Source organism: Actinotignum schaalii (assembly GCF_028864145.1).
Classification (GTDB): domain Bacteria; phylum Actinomycetota; class Actinomycetes; order Actinomycetales; family Actinomycetaceae; genus Actinotignum; species Actinotignum schaalii_B.
The window spans coordinates 1-15,196 of the sequence record NZ_JARBHJ010000047.1 but is presented as its reverse complement, the minus strand read 5'-3'; the positions used below and the strand labels follow the sequence as shown (position 1 = coordinate 15,196).

General features: G+C 62.5%; 10 protein-coding genes, 2 tRNA genes, 1 other RNA gene and 1 pseudogene. 6 read left to right on the top strand and 8 right to left on the bottom strand.

Features of this window, described 5'->3' with window-relative positions; genetic code table 11:
• Positions 1-313: 313 nt before the first annotated feature.
• Positions 314-1,003 carry a hypothetical protein gene (locus tag PWJ82_RS08890; protein WP_274736282.1) on the top strand — a complete coding sequence of 230 codons (690 nt, stop codon included), beginning with the start codon at positions 314-316 and terminating at the stop codon, positions 1,001-1,003.
• A gap of 114 nt (positions 1,004-1,117) precedes the next feature.
• Here PWJ82_RS08890 and PWJ82_RS08885 read toward each other — a convergent pair.
• From PWJ82_RS08885 to PWJ82_RS08875, 3 genes are all read right to left on the bottom strand, one after another.
• Positions 1,118-1,193, bottom strand: a tRNA-Thr gene (locus PWJ82_RS08885).
• Between the two features lie 168 nt (positions 1,194-1,361).
• Positions 1,362-2,261, bottom strand: coding sequence for a DsbA family protein (locus PWJ82_RS08880; RefSeq protein ID WP_274736281.1), 900 nt, complete (start codon positions 2,259-2,261; stop codon positions 1,362-1,364).
• Between the two features lie 139 nt (positions 2,262-2,400).
• Entirely contained in the window at positions 2,401-4,275 is a 1,875-nt protein-coding gene (locus PWJ82_RS08875; protein WP_274733360.1) for a serine/threonine-protein kinase, read from the bottom strand.
• A gap of 133 nt (positions 4,276-4,408) precedes the next feature.
• Here PWJ82_RS08875 and PWJ82_RS08870 point away from each other — a divergent pair, with 133 nt between their 5' ends.
• A complete protein-coding gene (locus tag PWJ82_RS08870) occupies positions 4,409-5,188 on the top strand; it encodes an ABC transporter ATP-binding protein (protein ID WP_274736280.1) in 780 nt (259 codons plus the stop codon).
• A 28-nt stretch (positions 5,189-5,216) separates the two neighbouring features.
• The gene (locus PWJ82_RS08865) at positions 5,217-6,470 is read left to right on the top strand and encodes a DUF4032 domain-containing protein (RefSeq protein ID WP_274733358.1); all 1,254 of its coding nucleotides are present in this window, start codon (positions 5,217-5,219) and stop codon (positions 6,468-6,470) included.
• A gap of 75 nt (positions 6,471-6,545) precedes the next feature.
• Here PWJ82_RS08865 and PWJ82_RS08860 read toward each other — a convergent pair whose 3' ends face one another.
• From PWJ82_RS08860 to ffs, 5 genes and pseudogenes are all read right to left on the bottom strand, one after another.
• Positions 6,546-7,601, bottom strand: a complete 1,056-nt coding sequence (locus PWJ82_RS08860) for an aspartate-semialdehyde dehydrogenase (protein WP_274736279.1) — start codon at positions 7,599-7,601, stop codon at positions 6,546-6,548.
• A complete protein-coding gene (locus PWJ82_RS08855; protein ID WP_274736278.1) occupies positions 7,598-8,863 on the bottom strand; it encodes an aspartate kinase in 1,266 nt (421 codons plus the stop codon). The genes PWJ82_RS08860 and PWJ82_RS08855 overlap by 4 nt, the downstream gene beginning before the upstream one ends.
• Positions 8,864-9,258: 395 nt before the next feature.
• A pseudogene (gene recR, locus PWJ82_RS08850) lies at positions 9,259-9,864 on the bottom strand (recombination mediator RecR); the annotation flags it as partial.
• Entirely contained in the window at positions 9,864-12,620 is a 2,757-nt protein-coding gene (locus PWJ82_RS08845) for a DNA polymerase III subunit gamma and tau (protein WP_274736283.1), read from the bottom strand. The pseudogene recR and the gene PWJ82_RS08845, both read right to left, overlap by 1 nt.
• A gap of 62 nt (positions 12,621-12,682) precedes the next feature.
• Positions 12,683-12,779, bottom strand: an RNA gene (gene ffs, locus PWJ82_RS08840) — signal recognition particle sRNA small type.
• Positions 12,780-12,956: 177 nt separating this feature from the next.
• Here ffs and PWJ82_RS08835 point away from each other — a divergent pair.
• The 3 genes from PWJ82_RS08835 (at position 12,957) to PWJ82_RS08825 (ending at position 14,925) form a co-directional block, all read left to right on the top strand.
• Positions 12,957-14,105: an acyl-CoA dehydrogenase family protein gene (locus PWJ82_RS08835; RefSeq protein ID WP_016443365.1), complete on the top strand. Its 1,149-nt coding sequence runs from the start codon at positions 12,957-12,959 to the stop codon at positions 14,103-14,105.
• A gap of 24 nt (positions 14,106-14,129) precedes the next feature.
• Positions 14,130-14,726 (top strand): YbaK/EbsC family protein, encoded by a 597-nt coding sequence (locus PWJ82_RS08830; RefSeq protein ID WP_274736276.1) that lies wholly within the window; start codon positions 14,130-14,132, stop codon positions 14,724-14,726.
• Positions 14,727-14,840: 114 nt separating this feature from the next.
• Positions 14,841-14,925, top strand: a tRNA-Ser gene (locus PWJ82_RS08825).
• Positions 14,926-15,196: the final 271 nt, after the last annotated feature.

Below are 15,196 nucleotides of genomic sequence, written 5' to 3'. Positions count from 1 at the left end.
TACCCATATCAACATGGAGCGCCCGTGGGAAGACGGTCTAAACATCCGTAAAGGCCGGATCGGGAGCTAACGACACGCCGTCATTAGCAACTATTTTTGTCTATTAACCCACGAATACAGCTTCGGCATTAACGAGCCGGGTGTTTTCACGATCAAGGTCGAAGGAGATGTCACCGTCCAATCAGAACTGACCGTTCTTCCTATCCGTGCAACTAACAAACTCTGGAAGTGTAGTCAAGAACGCGGTGGGCCCGGCTCCTATGAGGAGGGATGCCAGAATCTCCAGGAATATCCATGGGCCCGTACGGGTGATTTGCCCGCTTACTCGCTGACCGATCCCGGCACCAATAAGTTCCTCCTCGGACACACTACCCCCGCAGGCCTGACCGGCTCACCCCAGTGCATCGTCACCGGAGAATCGGGCCGCACCGACCTTATCGGTACCGATATTGGAAGTTCTGCGTCGGTTTATGATCACTATTCCTCCACCTTCGCACTCCACTCAAATCCTGCGATTACCTACTACCTGAGTGGCATCAACGAAGATGGCTGTGACCAGGCAGCGGCAGTCGTGAAGATTTGCGAGAAGACGACACCGGAGGATAAGAAGCCCGACAATCCCGGAACATCTGATACCGGTACCCCCGCCACGCCTGGCACCCAGCCCACCGCCCCGGGCACCCCGGGTGATCCGGAGACGCCCGGTAATCAGCCAAGCACACCGAGTACCCCGGGTAGTCAAACCCCAGACGCTCAGCCCAGCACTCCGGGTAGCCCCAACCCCGGAGCACCGGGAACTCCTGGCGCCACTACCCCCGGAATCCCCACCAGTGAGAACCCCGGCCAGAATCCCTCCGAAGGCCCGCAGGTAACGAAGAAGCGCACCCAGCCCCGGCTGCAGCGCACCGGTGCCTCGACCGCCTTCGGCCTTGCAGCCGCCGCGGCCTTGCTCCTCGTAGGCATTCCGGTGGTCACGCGCAGCCGAGCCAAGCACACGGTATAACACGCCATCACCGCAACGTGGGAGAAAGCCGGTCATCAGACCGCGCCTTCTCCCGCGTTTGCTTTCCGAGCACCATGGTTGCCACCCGGTACATTCCTGAAATATATGTTGTAGTGGAGCCCCCGGCAGGACTCGAACCTGTGACCTGCTGTTTACAAGACAGCTGCTCTACCAACTGAGCTACGGAGGCAATTCTTGCCCAGCACACCTGCTGAACAAGGAACCAGAGTTTATCATGCCAGAATCCCCCCTCTGGAACAAATAGGGATCCCGAGAGCTGAGCCCCCAGCGGGGCGGCGCGAAGCGACCGCCCCGCTGCGGCGTCGTCGTACCACAAGGGCACGCGGCGCCTAGGGCACTACTTGAGGGCGTCGAGCGCGGCGGTGAGCTTACCGTCGGTCCAGTCCGCCACCTGCTTGCCGTTGAGGAGCACGGTGGGGGTGCCGGTGAAGCCGTCGGCGCTGAACTGCTGGAGCGACTGGCCCAGCAGCTCGGAATACATGGCGGGCTTGCCGTCCCCAACGGAAACGTCCGCGATCATCTGCTCGGCTTCGGCATCGGTGAGGCCGGCCTTCTTACCGAGCTCGGCGAGCTGCGCGGTTTGCGGCACCGGCACCTTTTCCTTCGCTTCGAAGAGCGGGGCCGTCATCGCGAAAATTTCGTTGTGGTAAGCCGCGAAAACATCGGGGCGATGCTCGGCCACCCACAGCGCGGAGGCCGAGGCGGTGTGCGAGAATTCGTACTGGGATTCCACCACGAGCGGGTGGTAAACCAGCGTAATCTCACCGTTCTTCGCGCGCTGGGTGAGCTCCTCCGCGTAGGCGGTTTCCAGGCGGTTGCACCACACGCACAGGTAGTCGAAGTAAATATCAACAACCGGCTTGCCTTCGTTCACGGTGCCGGCCGCCAGCGAACTACCCACACTCACGCCCACATCCGGGGTCACGTTTTTCGGCAGCTGGGAGGTAACCTTCGGGGCGGGGCGTTCAGCCAGCGGCGTAGCCGGCGCGCTCGGGTACGCGGCCGCGGAGCTTTCCTGCGTGGCCGGTCCGCCCGCCTCATCCTTCTTATTCGAGAGGATGAACCACACGGCCGCAGCGATAAGCGCCACCACCACAACAGCTGCAACAACCGCGAGCGCGCGATTGCGCCGCGCCCGCTTCTTTTCCTGTTCCTGGAGCCGGGCCGCCGCCGCGCGCGCGGTTTCACGCCGCTGTGCCGCGGAGGTCTGCCGGTTATTCTTCTGAGTCTGTGCCATTCACTTTCCCTCGGTTACGACGACGCGCCTGCGGCCAGCCGGCCACTGCGCCTTTCACCCTGACTTTAACATGTCAATTATCGCCGCTTTCCCTGGGAAAAGTGAGGGCCAGCCGGGTGACATTGCCCGCGCGGGCCAATTAGTTGGCCACGCCGCCCATAATATCCCTGATCATCGCGACGAGCGGTTCGCCGTAATATCCGAAACTGAGCGGGGTATCCGCGGGCACGCCCAGCACCCCGCCAAGGGCCAGCAACGCGATCCCGGCCGCGCCGGCGGCCAGCACCACGGTCCAGAAAACTCGGTAGGAGCGCGTGGGGGCTAGGCGCCCAAAAACAACCGCGCTGCCGCGGCGTGCGGGCCGCCCGCTCGGGCTCAGCCAGGAGATTCCCACCCCCGCGAGCGCCGCCACCGCGCCGGCGCCCGGCCCGGAAAACCCGCCCAGGCGCGCCGCCACGTAGCCGAACGTCACCGCGAGAAGCCCGATCCCGTGCAGCGGAACTACACTGACGACGCTTTCCACAAAGGTGAGCGGGGCGCGCAAAATTTGCCCCAGGTGTTCCCCGCGGAACGGCCCGCCTTCTTCTTCACGACGCCGCAGCAGCCGCGCCGCGTTCCGCTTCGCGAAAACCAAGCCCACTGTGACGAGTGCATATCCCACGTATCCGGCTATCTGCCAGGCAGCAACCAGGGCGCACAGCAGCGCACCCGCCACGAAGGTGAGAATGGGAGTACGGCGCGGCGGGCGGGCCCACAGCGGGAGCGGCGTGGGTTCCGGCGGCGTGGGTTCCTGCGGTGCGAACTGCGAATAGGGTGCGGATTCCGACTGGGATTCGAAAGCTGCGGGGCTGAAGGTAGCTGGCGCGGTGGGACCCGGCGCAGCAGGCCCCGGTACGGCTGCCGGGTAGGGTGCGGTGGCGGACCCGGCGTAAATGGGCTGGGGCCAGGTCTCCGGGAAAGCACTGGGCACGCTATCCGCGGCGTTGTAGCTCGGCCCTGCGGCGGCTCCGGGAGCGGCGGCCGGCGTGACTGGCGCCACCTGGGTGGGCAGCAGGCGGGGGGCGGTAGCGGCGGCGTCGTACTCCCCGCTCTCCCCCGCATCTTCTGAACTTTCCGGGGAGGTGAGCGGCAGTGCCGCCGGCGCACAAAGTGGCGCGGTAGCGGGAAGTGGCGCGGGTGCAGGCCGCTGTGCGGGTGCAGGAGGCGGTGCGCTCACCGGAGGCTCCGCCCACGCGGCCGGATCCGCGAGCGCCGCGACCACCGCGTCAATCCCCCAGCGTTCCTCCACCGGCTCCGCGAGCGCGGCGCGCAAGGCGTGCGCGATGCGCGGGGGCACGCCGGTGACATCCACGTCCCCTTCGAGCACGCGGCGCATAATAACCGCCGGGTTCGCGCCGGGATACGGGTCGTGCCCGGTGGCGGCGAAAGCGATGACCGCGGCGAGGGCCCACAGGTCAGCGGCTTCGTCCGGGGCGTGACCGCGCAGCACCCGCGGATCGAGGTAACCGGGAGTGTGGGTGACCGCGCCGGATACGGTTAGGCGGGCATCGCCACCCGTTTGCGCGATTCCGAAATCGATGAGAACCGGGCCGCCCGCGCCGAGCATGACATTCGAAGGCTTGAGATCACGATGCAGTACCCCGAGGCGATGTACAGACGTGACCGCGGCGTGGAGCTGGCGGGCCAGGGTGACGAGTTCCGCCGGCGGGTAAGGGCCGTCCACGCGCACATCCTCCGCGAGGGTGGGGCCTTCCACCAGCTGAGTGACGATAAAGGCATCCTCGTCATCCGTTTCCGCGTCGAGAACTTCGGCAACGTAGGGCCCGCGCACCCGCTGCAACATCGCAACTTCGCGCCGGAGGCGTTCGCGCCCGGCCACCCCGTCCACGGCCGCCGGGTGGAGAAGTTTCAGGGCAACGCGGGTGCCGGCACCATCCACCGCCTCGTAGACCGTGGACATGCCGCCAAAGCCGATGCGCCGCACCAGCCGATAGCCACCGATTTCCTCCCGCATACCTCAAAAATACCGAAGTGTGCGGGCCGGCGCATTTTTCCCGCGGAGCACGCCCTCGTATTCGAGTTCCTGACGTGGCATAATAGTGGGTGAGCGTGTCAATGCCGACCGCTGTTACTGATGGAGAATTCCCATGGCTTCTGTGTCACTCGTCAACGCGACACTGTACTATCCCGATGCGCCCGCGCCGGCGGTTGACCACGTGAATCTCCATATCAACGACGGCGAATTTTTCGCGCTCACCGGCCCGGTTAGCTCCGGTAAATCCACGGTTTTACGCATGATTGCGGGGCTGGAGGATATCGACTACGGAGCTGTGCTGCTGGACGGAGAAGATGTGACCGCGCTACCGCCCTCCATGCGCGATGTAGTGATCGTATTTCAGAATTACGCCCTGTATCCGCATATGACGGTCGCGGATAATATGGGCTTCCACCTGAAAATAGCCGGGGCGGACCCGGAAGATATCGCCGCGCGGGTGGCGCAGGCGGCGGATATTTTGGAACTCACCGAGTTATTGGACGCGAAACCCGCGCAGCTGACCCGCGCGGAACGCCAGCGAGTCTCCATGGGGCGGGCGGTGGTGCGCCGGCCACGTATTTTCCTCATGGACGAGCCGCTGAAAAATATGGATGTGGAAATTCGCGATGAGATTCGCGAACAGATTTCCGTACTTCAAGAACGCACCGGGATCACCACGGTGTACGTGACGAACGATCCGCGCGAAGCTTTCAGTTGCGCTCACCGCGTGGGTGTGATGGTGGACGGTGCGCTCCAGCAGGTCGGCACCCCCGCCGAAATCTTGGCGGATCTCACCCCGCCCGTACGGGCCTTCCTGGAAGAAGCCGGGATGGTGGAGGCGGGTGCGCTGGTTGATGGCACGCCGGGCTCGCGAGCTTTCGGCTACGATTAAGCCGCAGCTACTCCCGGAAAGGACACTCATGCGATCCTCGCTATCCATTATGGCGGCTAGCGTTGAACCTGACCTCCTCGATCTGCCGTGGAACGTGGCGCTCGAAGAGTGGCCGCGCGATCTCATCGCTGCGCTCCCCCGCGGTATTTCCCGCCACACGGTGCGTTTCGTGCGGCTCTCCGGGCGCATTATCGCCATCAAAGAGATTTCCGAACTCGTGGCGGTACGCGAATACGAACTCTTACGCACCTTGAAGCGCCTCGGGGCGCCCTCGGTGGAACCGGTAGCGGTGGTCTCCAAACGTACCGACGCGGAAGGCAATGCCCTCAACGCCTGCCTCATCACCGAGCATCTTCCCTTCTCACTCCCCTACCGCGCTATTTTCGGGCAGCAGCACCGGCGCGCCACCATCGCCCAGCTCATCGACGGGCTGGCCGTGCTCCTGGTACGACTCCACCTTCTCGGGTTTTTCTGGGGCGATGTGTCACTTTCGAATACCCTGTTCCGCCGCGATGCGGGAACTTTCGCGGCCTATTTGGTGGACGCGGAAACCGGGGAGCTCTACAGCCCCATCACCCAACGTAAACGCGAATACGATATTGACGTGGCCCGCACGAATATCATCGGTGAGCTCATGGATTTGCAAGCCGGCGGCGTCCTCCCCGAAGATTTCGACACCATCGGGGTGGGTGATACTTTCGCTGATCGCTACTTCGAGCTATGGGAAGAAATCACCGCGCAGGTGGCTATCGGCCCGGATGAAAAGTGGAAGGTCACCGAGCGGGTGCGGCGCCTCAACGACCTCGGCTTTGACGTGGACGAAATCGCTATCAATTCCGGCCCGGACGAAGACCGCCTCCTCATCCAGCCTAAGATCGTGGAGGCCGGGCATTATTCACGCAAGGTGTGGCGCCTGACCGGCCTAGATGTGGAAGAAAACCAGGCTCGGCGCATCCTCAACGATATTGACGAATACGCCGCCCTCCACAATAAGAGCGGCAAATCCGACATGATGATTGCCCACGATTGGCTCGCGGATGTCTATGAGCCGACCGTAGCCGCAATCCCGCCCGAACTCACCGCGAAACTGGAGCCGGCCGAGCTGTTCCACGAAATCCTCGAACACCGCTGGTTCATCTCCGAAGACCAGCAGCGCGATGTGCCGCAGGCCGAGGCTGTGGCCTCCTTCGTGGAGAAAGTGCTGCGCCACCGGCGTGACGAATCAACCTTCCTGGACGGAGAAACCGGGGAGATCCCCGCGGTCACCGCCACGCCGGAATAAAGCGCGCTTATTGCGCAGGTCGCGACCGCTGCGCCCGGTGCCGCGAGCTAGGCGCACCGGTGCCGCGCCTAGGCGCTAGGCCGCGCTGTTCTCCGTGAGCTCCTTGATGACCAGCTCAGCCAGCTGGATGGTATTGAGGGCCGCGCCCTTGCGCAGGTTATCGGCCACGCAGAAGAAGACCAGCCCGCGCCCGCCCGGCACCGAAGGATCACGCCGGATGCGGCCCACGAAGCAGGCGTCCTTCCCGGCTGCATCCAGGGGATTAGGCAGATCAACCACCGCAACGCCGGGGGCTGCTTCGAGCAGCTGGATAGCGGCTGCGACGTCGACCTCCCTCTCAAACTCCGCGTTGACGGACATCCCGTGCGCGGTATACACCGGCACACGGACGCACGTTCCCGCCACCGCGAGATCCGGGATACCCAGAATTTTGCGTGATTCGTTGCGTAGTTTTTGTTCTTCGTCGGTTTCGCCGCTGCCATCCTCAGCGAGGTTCCCGGCAAAGGCGACCGCGTTGAACGCGATGGGCGCCCGGTAGACCTCAGGATTGGGCAACTCAATAGCGTGCCCGTCCAGGGCGAGGGCTTCCACATCCCCGCCCAGCGCGGCGCGCACCCCGGTGGTCAGCTCGTGCACGCCCCGCACCCCGGAACCGGACACCGCCTGGTAGGACGAAGCAATAAGGCGAGTAAGGCCGTACGCATCGTGCAGCGGTTTGAGAATCGGCATGGCAGCCATGGTGGTGCAATTCGGGTTGGCGATAATGCCCTTGGGGCGGCGCGCGATATCTTGCGGATTCACTTCGGAGACAACGAGCGGCACCTCCGGGTCGCGACGCCACGCGGAAGAATTATCAACGACGACGGCACCTGCCTCCACGAACTTCGGCGCGTAGGTGCGCGAGGCATCCCCGCCGGCGGAAAATACCGCAATATCGATGCCGGCCAGGTCAGCGGTGGCAATATCTTCCACCACGATGTTTTCGCCCCGGAAAGGAAGTTCGGTGCCGGCTGAGCGCGCCGTCGCAAAGAAACGCACCCGATCCACCGGAACCTGGCGTTCTTCCAGCAGGGCGCGCATAACCCGCCCGACCTGCCCAGTTGCTCCCACTACTGCCAAGGTGATGCTCATCGGCCTGTCCCTCCGTATACGATTGCTTCTTCGCTGGCATCCAGCCCGAAGGCGGTGTGGACCGCGCGGGCGGCCGCGTCCAGCACATTCGGGTCCACCACCACGGAAATGCGGATCTCCGAGGTGCTGATCATATCCACATTGACGCCGTTGTCCCCCAGTGTCTTGAAAAGTTTGGAGGATACGCCACTATGGGAGCGCATTCCCGCACCCACGATGGAGAGGATGCCGATTTCGGAGGTGACAGCGATGTCTTCAAAACCGAATTCGGCCTGGTTGGCGCGCAGCGCGGCGACGGCGAGATCCACCTGATCGCGGGGAACCGTGAAGGAAATATTGCTCAGGCCCACGCGGGTGAGTGCAGTGTTCTGCACGATCATGTCAATATTGCATTCCGCTTCGGCCACGCAGGAGAAGATTTTCGCGGCGGATCCGGGAAGGTTGGGCACGCCGGTGACCGAAATTTTCCCTTGGTTGCGGTCGTGTGCCACTCCGACGACGACGGCGTCTTCATATCCGCCCTGTTTCGCGGTTTCTTCCACTATCCACGTCCCTTCGTTCTCGGAGAATGATGATCGTACGTGCAAGGCCACATTGAATTTCCGGGCGAATTCCACTGCCCGCAGGTGGAGCACTTTCGCTCCGTGTGCCGCTAATTCTAGCGTTTCTTCGTAGCTAAGTTCGCGGCGTTGGCTAGCAGCGGGAACGATCCGGGGGTCCGCGGAGAGAACACCGTCCACGTCCGTGTAGATTTCACACACGTCTGCGCCGAGGGCGGCGGCGAAGGCCACGGCGGTGGTGTCGGAGCCACCCCGCCCGAGGGTGGTCACGTCATTGGTATCGTTCACGCCTTGGAATCCGGCAATAATGGCGACGGCACCGTCTTGCACGGTCCGGAAAATACGTTCGGGAACGATCCCGGTGATGGAGGCATTGCCGTAGCGCGCATCGGTGTGGAGGCCGGCTTGCTGGCCGGTGAATGCGCGGGCGACGACGCCTTCGTCATTGACGGCCATGGCGAGCAGGGCCATGGAAATGCATTCCCCCGCGGTGAGGAGAATATCGAGCTCCCGCGCGGGCGGGTTATCGGTGACGTTGTGGGCGAGGTCCAAGAGATTATCGGTGGTATCTCCCATGGCGGAAACCACAACAACGACTTTGTTTCCGGCTTTGCTGGTCTGGGCAATTCGTTTCGCCACTCGTCTGAGTCCGGCGGGATCGGCGACTGAGGATCCCCCGAACTTCTGCACGATGAGTGCCACATTAACTCCTATTTTTCCGAGACGTATTAATGGTAACTGGAAGCGCGTAGCCACCCGCGGGGCTTTCCGATATTTTCAGGTGAGATTGTTCTCCTGCTTGGCTGCCTGATGGGGCGCCGCATTTGGGCTGGACGCTGTGCTTTACGGTGATCCCGGAGCTGAGCTGCTTAGTTGTGCTCGCCGTGCGTTTCCGCGACTGGGGCGGAAGGCGTGGTGCCCGGAACCACCGAGGGCATTCGTCCCGTGTCTGTCATACCCGTGCCGGGCATGTTTGTGGTGCCCGTGCCGGTGGTTTCCAGTGTGGTACTCGTGGTCACAGTTTCTGTGCCGGTGACACCCGCGGTGGTGATGCTGGTTTCTATGCCGGTAGTGGCCGCGGTGTTCGCGGTTATGCCGCTGGTAATGCGGGTGCGGCCTTCGAAGGCACGCGAGAGTGTGATTTCGTCAGCGTATTCGAGGTCTCCACCTACGGGGAGTCCGGAGGCGAGGCGGGAGAGCGCGATACCGATGGGGGTGAGGAGACGAATGAGGTAGGCCGCTGTGGCATCGCCTTCAATATTGGGATCGGTGGCGATAATAACTTCGGTGACGCGGCCATCTTGGAGGCGGGTGAGGAGTTCGCGGATGCGCAGGTCTTCCGGGCCGATACCTTGGATGGGGTTAATGGATCCGCCCAGAACATGGTAGCGCCCGCGATATTCGCGGGTGCGTTCGATAACCATAATGTCTTTGGCTTCTTCGACGACGCAGATCACGGAATCACTACGCCGGGTATCTGAGCACAGTGAACAGATATCGGTTTCGGTGACGTTGCCGCAGATTTGGCAGAAGTGGACGCGTTCCTTAACCCGGAGCATGGCTTCCGCGAGTGCCCGCACTTCGGGTTCTTCTTGTTCGAGGAGGTAGAAGGCGATGCGTTGGGCGCTTTTCGGGCCGATGCCCGGCAGACGCCCGAGCGCATCAATGAGCTCCTGCACGGCGCCGTCATACACCCCCGCCACTACATTCCTCCTTGCGCGGTATCAATTTCTTCAACAATGGTTCCCGAGAGCATTTCCACCACAACTTGCAACCCAACAACATTGCTCTGTTCGATTGTGGGATCGTCTAAGGAGACATCATCCTCCTCAGTAGGATACCCCACCCCTGGCTGTGGCGCGCCATTATGCGGGCCATTCAAGCCATTCAAGCCATTCGAACGGTACCCGCTGTTCGGACCGGCTTGCGCGGGGCTGGCCGACATAGTGGGCGCATTGACAGTTGGCTCGATGCCGGCGGCTGCGCTACCGCCGGGCGTGCTACCCACGGGTACTTTGCCACCCGCAGCTCCGTGGCGGAGCTGACGCAGGTGTTCCCGGGCGTCATAGGTAGGGATTTCCTGGGTGCGCTGCGGCGGGCGCGGGATATGAAAATCTTGCGCGGGCTCAGGTGCGGCTGGCTGCCCCGCGGCTGGCTGGCTGGCTCCCGATGCCGGGTTTCCCGGGGATACCGGTGTATCACCCGGGCCGGCGAAGGGCCGGGGCATGGGCATGTTTTGAAGATAGAAAGGAATCTCCCCGCCGGAGTTAGCTATGCCGGCATTATCCATCCCGGGGCGAGCCGTGCTGATACTAGCCCCGCCGGAGCTGACCACACCAGTACCAGCCGAACGGGGCGCGGCAGTTTGCCGGCTAGGCGGGTAGTATTCCGCGTCATCCGGATCGGAAAGCTCTTCGGGTTCGGGCCATTCATCATCCCCGACTGCTTTACCGGCACTGTTGGCAGTTTCCGGCCGCGCGGATGCAGCGCCAGAGCCCGAGGAAGCGGGAGTGGCCGCCGCGGTGGCGACATTAGCTTTTGGGTGGGCACCACCGCCATCGGGACCGCTTGGGCGCGGCTGAGTTGCCGCTGGCGATTGGGTGGCTTCCGCCGCGGCCGCGTTGCCCGATTGCCCCGGAGCATCGGCCTGCTTTGCCGCGGCAGCAATGACCCGCACGGTGACGGGAACCGAGGTGAAATGCGAAAGATGTGCGCTCAAACGCTCCACATTCCGCGGATCTTGAAGGGCGCCGAGGACCTTCTCTGAAGAAAATTCCAGGGCGACCTGGCTTCCCCAAGAGCCGAGCACCCGAGTAGGCCCGGAGAAAATCGCTTGGGCGAAACGCCCGGAGGACGTCACCTCCGCCCACCTGACCGTGAGCTCCGCAGCGTGATCCGGCTCCGATCCTTCCGGACTTGGAACCTGCTCAACGCTACCTTCGAGCGGTTGCTGCGCCGCTGGTTCACCGGCTGGCTGAACAGCCTGCTGAGCCGAGCGTTCTTCCACTCGTGGAGCATGCTGTTCCACGGGCCGCTCCACAGGCCGATCGGCAGCTGGCGACGCGGGTGATTCCGTGGCCTGTTGCGGAGCGGACGGGGCGGGAGCTGCGGCGTCGTTCTGCACCGAAACAGAAGTAGCAGGCTGCGGCGCGGAAACGGACGGAACGCTAGGAGACCCCGAAAGCACCGAGGCCCCGCGCTGCGCTGCGGCCGCTGCGGCTGCTGCCCGCGCCTTTTCCCGCGCAATATCCTGTGGCGATTTCCGCGCGTTTCCGCCACTTGCCGCGGATCCAGTAACCGGCCGCGCCGCAGTACTCTCCCCCGCTGCGCCACCGAAAGAACTACCGGACAGCTCCGCTGCGCTACTGCCGGGAAGCAAAATCCGAGCACAGAGCAATTCCAGCTGCAAACGCGGCGAGGTAGCGCCGACCATCGCGGAGAGAGCCTCGTTCGCACGCTCAGCGCTTTCGGTAGCGCGCGCCGCACCCAAGGCCTGCGCCTGGGTGCGCATAGCGGCCAGCTGATCCTGCGGTAATTCGCCCAGAGCATCCGCCGCGGCCTCCCCCGCCAAATCGATGACGATTAGATCGCGCAGGCGCTGGAGCAGATCTTCCACGAAACGGCGCGGTTCATGCCCGGCACCGATAAGTTCTTCGACGACGCCGAAGAGCTGGCTTCCCGAACTTTCGGCAATAGCGTTGACCGCGCGATCCAGCAAGCCACTATCCGTATAACCCAGCAGCGCGACAGCCTGAGAATAGGACAGCGTGGACGTTTCCGAACCGCCCATGAGCTGGTCCAGAACCGACAGGGAATCACGCACCGATCCCCCGCCCGCGCGCACCACCAATCCGAGCACCCCCGGTTCCGGAGTGATGCCTTCCTCCGCGCAGATCTGCGAGAGGTATTCCTCCATCCGCGCCGGGGAAACCAGGCGGAACGGATAATGATGAGTACGTGAGCGGATGGTGCCAATTACTTTTTCCGGCTCCGTGGTAGCGAAAATGAACTTGATATGAGCCGGAGGTTCCTCCACAAGTTTGAGCAGAGCGTTAAAACCCTGAGTGGTGACCATATGGGCTTCGTCAATAATGAAAATCTTGTAGCGATCCCGGCTAGGGGCAAAAGCCGCGCGTTCAACCAGGTCACGGGCATCATCAACCCCGCCGTGGCTGGCCGCGTCCATTTCCACCACGTCCAGAGAACCGGGGCCATCCCCCGCGAGTTCCCGGCACGAGGCACATTCCCCGCACGGCGTATCCGTGGGCGCCTGCGCGCAATTCAAGCAGCGGGCGAGGATGCGCGCCGAGGTGGTTTTCCCGCACCCGCGCGGGCCAGAGAAGAGATAGGCGTGCACCGTGCGCTCGCCGCGCAACGCAGCCATGAGGGGACGAGTTACCTGCTCCTGGCCGATAACATCTTGAAAACGCTCCGGGCGATACCGCCGATACAATGCCATGCTCACGAGTATCAGTCTACGGGGTACCTACGACACGAATCACGCGCGCGAAAAACCTGTGGATACAAGACGCCCCACGCACCCGCCAGAGCCCGCATACCCTTGCTGCCTTCCGGCCCTGGGGGAGTTTTGCAAGATGACGCCACGTGGGGAGTCAGGTGCCAGTCTAAACGAGTTCACGGGGAATGCAAAACACGGGGAGGTCTCCCGGCAGGTCGTCCGGCTTCGTTTTCACCATTTTTTGTGTCGGAGGCCCGAGGTACACTCTCTAGCGTGAGTGGGCGGTCCCCGCGATGGCGGGAGTATCGCCGTCGTCCACAACAACAGGGAGAATCAATGGCTTTCCTTACCGAAGATCTACTGGAAACACTGCGCTCGCGGGCGGCGGCGGTGGATGCCGCCAATGAATTCCCGCGTGAAGACTACGAAGATTTGAAGCAGGCCGGCTACTACGGCGCTTTCGTCCCGAAGGAATACGGCGGGGCCGGCTTGAGCCTGGTTGAGATTTGCGCGGAACAAACCCGTTTAGCGAAGTACGCCCCGGCCACCGCGTTGGGCATTAATATGCACCAGATTATTGTGGGGCTCGGCCGTCACCTGGTGCGCAACGGCGTGGCCGCCGGGGAAAAGATCCTACGCGAAGCCGCGGCCGGTAAGCTCTTCGCTTTCGGCATTTCTGAACCGGGTAATGACCTGGTGCTTTTCGGTTCGCTTACCCGGGCCGAACGCGATGAGGCGGGGTACCGGCTGTACGGCACCAAGGTTTTCACGTCTCTCGCACCGGCGTGGGATTACCTCATGACTTTCGGCGCGCTCAAGGATGACTCCGGGGTGCGTGATGTTTTCGGCCTGGTTGAACGGGGCGACGGCGGCTTCGCCATCAAGGATGATTGGAACACCCTCGGGATGCGGGCCACCCAATCTAATTCCACGGTTTTGGACGGCGCGCTCCTTCGCGATGAAAACGTCCTCGGGATCGTGGCACCGGGCCCGAATAAGGAGCCGGTAGTCTACGGCATCTTCTCCAATTTTGAGATTCTCCTCGGGGCTACCTATCAGGGCATTGGCGAACGCGCCATTGAGGTTGCGGTGGAACATGTTAAGAAGCGCCGCTCGGTCCTCCACAATGATGTTTACGCAAATGATCCTGATATCCGCTGGCGTATTGCGGAAGCCGCGCTCACAATGAACGCGGTGGGTCCGCAGCTGCGCGAATTGGCCGCACATATTGACAGCGGGGAGCTGGGCGGGGCGGATGAATACCCGCGTTTCTCCGCGGCCAAGAATGTGGCGGCGGAAGCGTCGCTGCGCACCGTGGAAGAATGCATCCGCGCCTGCGGAGGAAGCTCGTACTACGCGGGTCATGAACTTTCGCGGCTCTACCGCGATGTGCTGGCCGGGCTTTTCCAGCCTTCCGATCAGGAATCCCTGCACGGTTCCTGGGCCAGCCTGGTGCTCGGGCCCGTCACACGTAAGGAGAACTAGCCCCCGAAATCAAGGAGTATCTATATGAGTGAATCCATACCCGAAGTTTCTTACAGCGCGAACGTGGATCGCGCGCTGCTCGGTGATCTTCCCTGGCAACCGGCGCTTGAGCATCTGGATTTGCTGGCCGCGCCGGTGGCGCAGGGGCTACAGACCATTGCACAGAGCCATCCTGAGCTCGCAGCGCAAGCTCTGGTCACAGAGATTGACCCGGACTTCGCGGACACCGAACCGATGACCGAGCACTACGGGCTCGATTTAGCGGTGTCGTGTAATTGCGTGTTGGTGGCCGGCAAGCGTGAAGGTGAGGAACGGGTGGCTGCCTGCGTGGTGCGGGCAACTACCCGCGCGGATGTGAACCATGTGGTGAAGAAATTCCTCAACGTTCGCAAGGCTTCATTCTGGCCTACCGAGCTGGCGGTGGAAGCTTCGGGTATGGAGTACGGCGGGATTTCCCCAGTTGGAGTTCCACAGGCATGGAATCTCCTTATTGATGAGCGGGTGGCTGCCGGAACAGCTCTTATTGGCTCGGGGCTACGCCGCTCAAAGCTCGTGGTGCCGGGAGCGCTGCTCGCGCAGCTGCCCGGTGCACACGTGTTGAACAACTTGGCAATTGAGTAACAATCGGTGATCGGACTAACTGGCGATCGAATAACGTGGGCATCACCTCATTGAGCTGAGTGGTGCTCACCCCCGAATCTACGCTAAGCTGTACAGGCAGTTTAAAACTGCCCTGGAGGATTCGCCTAGTGGCCTATGGCGCACGCTTGGAAAGCGTGTTGGGTGCAAGCCCTCGGGGGTTCGAATCCCCCATCCTCCGCGTGTGACCTAGCCCTCAGGTCGAGAAATCGGCTTGAGGGCCCAGTTTTTGTTGATAGACCGCCGAAAAATCGGGTCCAGTGAGGCGCTGAGCACTCCCCCAGTTGCCGTTGTTCACCGGCCTTGAGGGGTATTTATGGGTGCCTTGGGGGTACATTCAGGGGGTTAATAGACAAAAATAGTTGCTAATGACGGCGTGTCGTTAGCTCCCGATCCGGCCTTTACGGATGTTTAGACCGTCTTCCCACGGGCGCTCCATGTTGATATGGGTA

Bases quoted from the DNA above. Each gene is read 5' to 3' on its own strand.
- PWJ82_RS08865 (WP_274733358.1), top strand. From the start codon at position 5,217: ATGCGATCCTCGCTATCCATTATGGCGGCTAGCGTTGAACCTGACCTC.
- PWJ82_RS08880 (WP_274736281.1), bottom strand. From the start codon at position 2,261: ATGGCACAGACTCAGAAGAATAACCGGCAGACCTCCGCGGCACAGCGG.
- PWJ82_RS08870 (WP_274736280.1), top strand. From the start codon at position 4,409: ATGGCTTCTGTGTCACTCGTCAACGCGACACTGTACTATCCCGATGCG.
- PWJ82_RS08845 (WP_274736283.1), bottom strand. From the start codon at position 12,620: ATGGCATTGTATCGGCGGTATCGCCCGGAGCGTTTTCAAGATGTTATC.
- PWJ82_RS08875 (WP_274733360.1), bottom strand. From the start codon at position 4,275: ATGCGGGAGGAAATCGGTGGCTATCGGCTGGTGCGGCGCATCGGCTTT.
- PWJ82_RS08835 (WP_016443365.1), top strand. From the start codon at position 12,957: ATGGCTTTCCTTACCGAAGATCTACTGGAAACACTGCGCTCGCGGGCG.
- PWJ82_RS08860 (WP_274736279.1), bottom strand. From the start codon at position 7,601: ATGAGCATCACCTTGGCAGTAGTGGGAGCAACTGGGCAGGTCGGGCGG.
- PWJ82_RS08830 (WP_274736276.1), top strand. From the start codon at position 14,130: ATGAGTGAATCCATACCCGAAGTTTCTTACAGCGCGAACGTGGATCGC.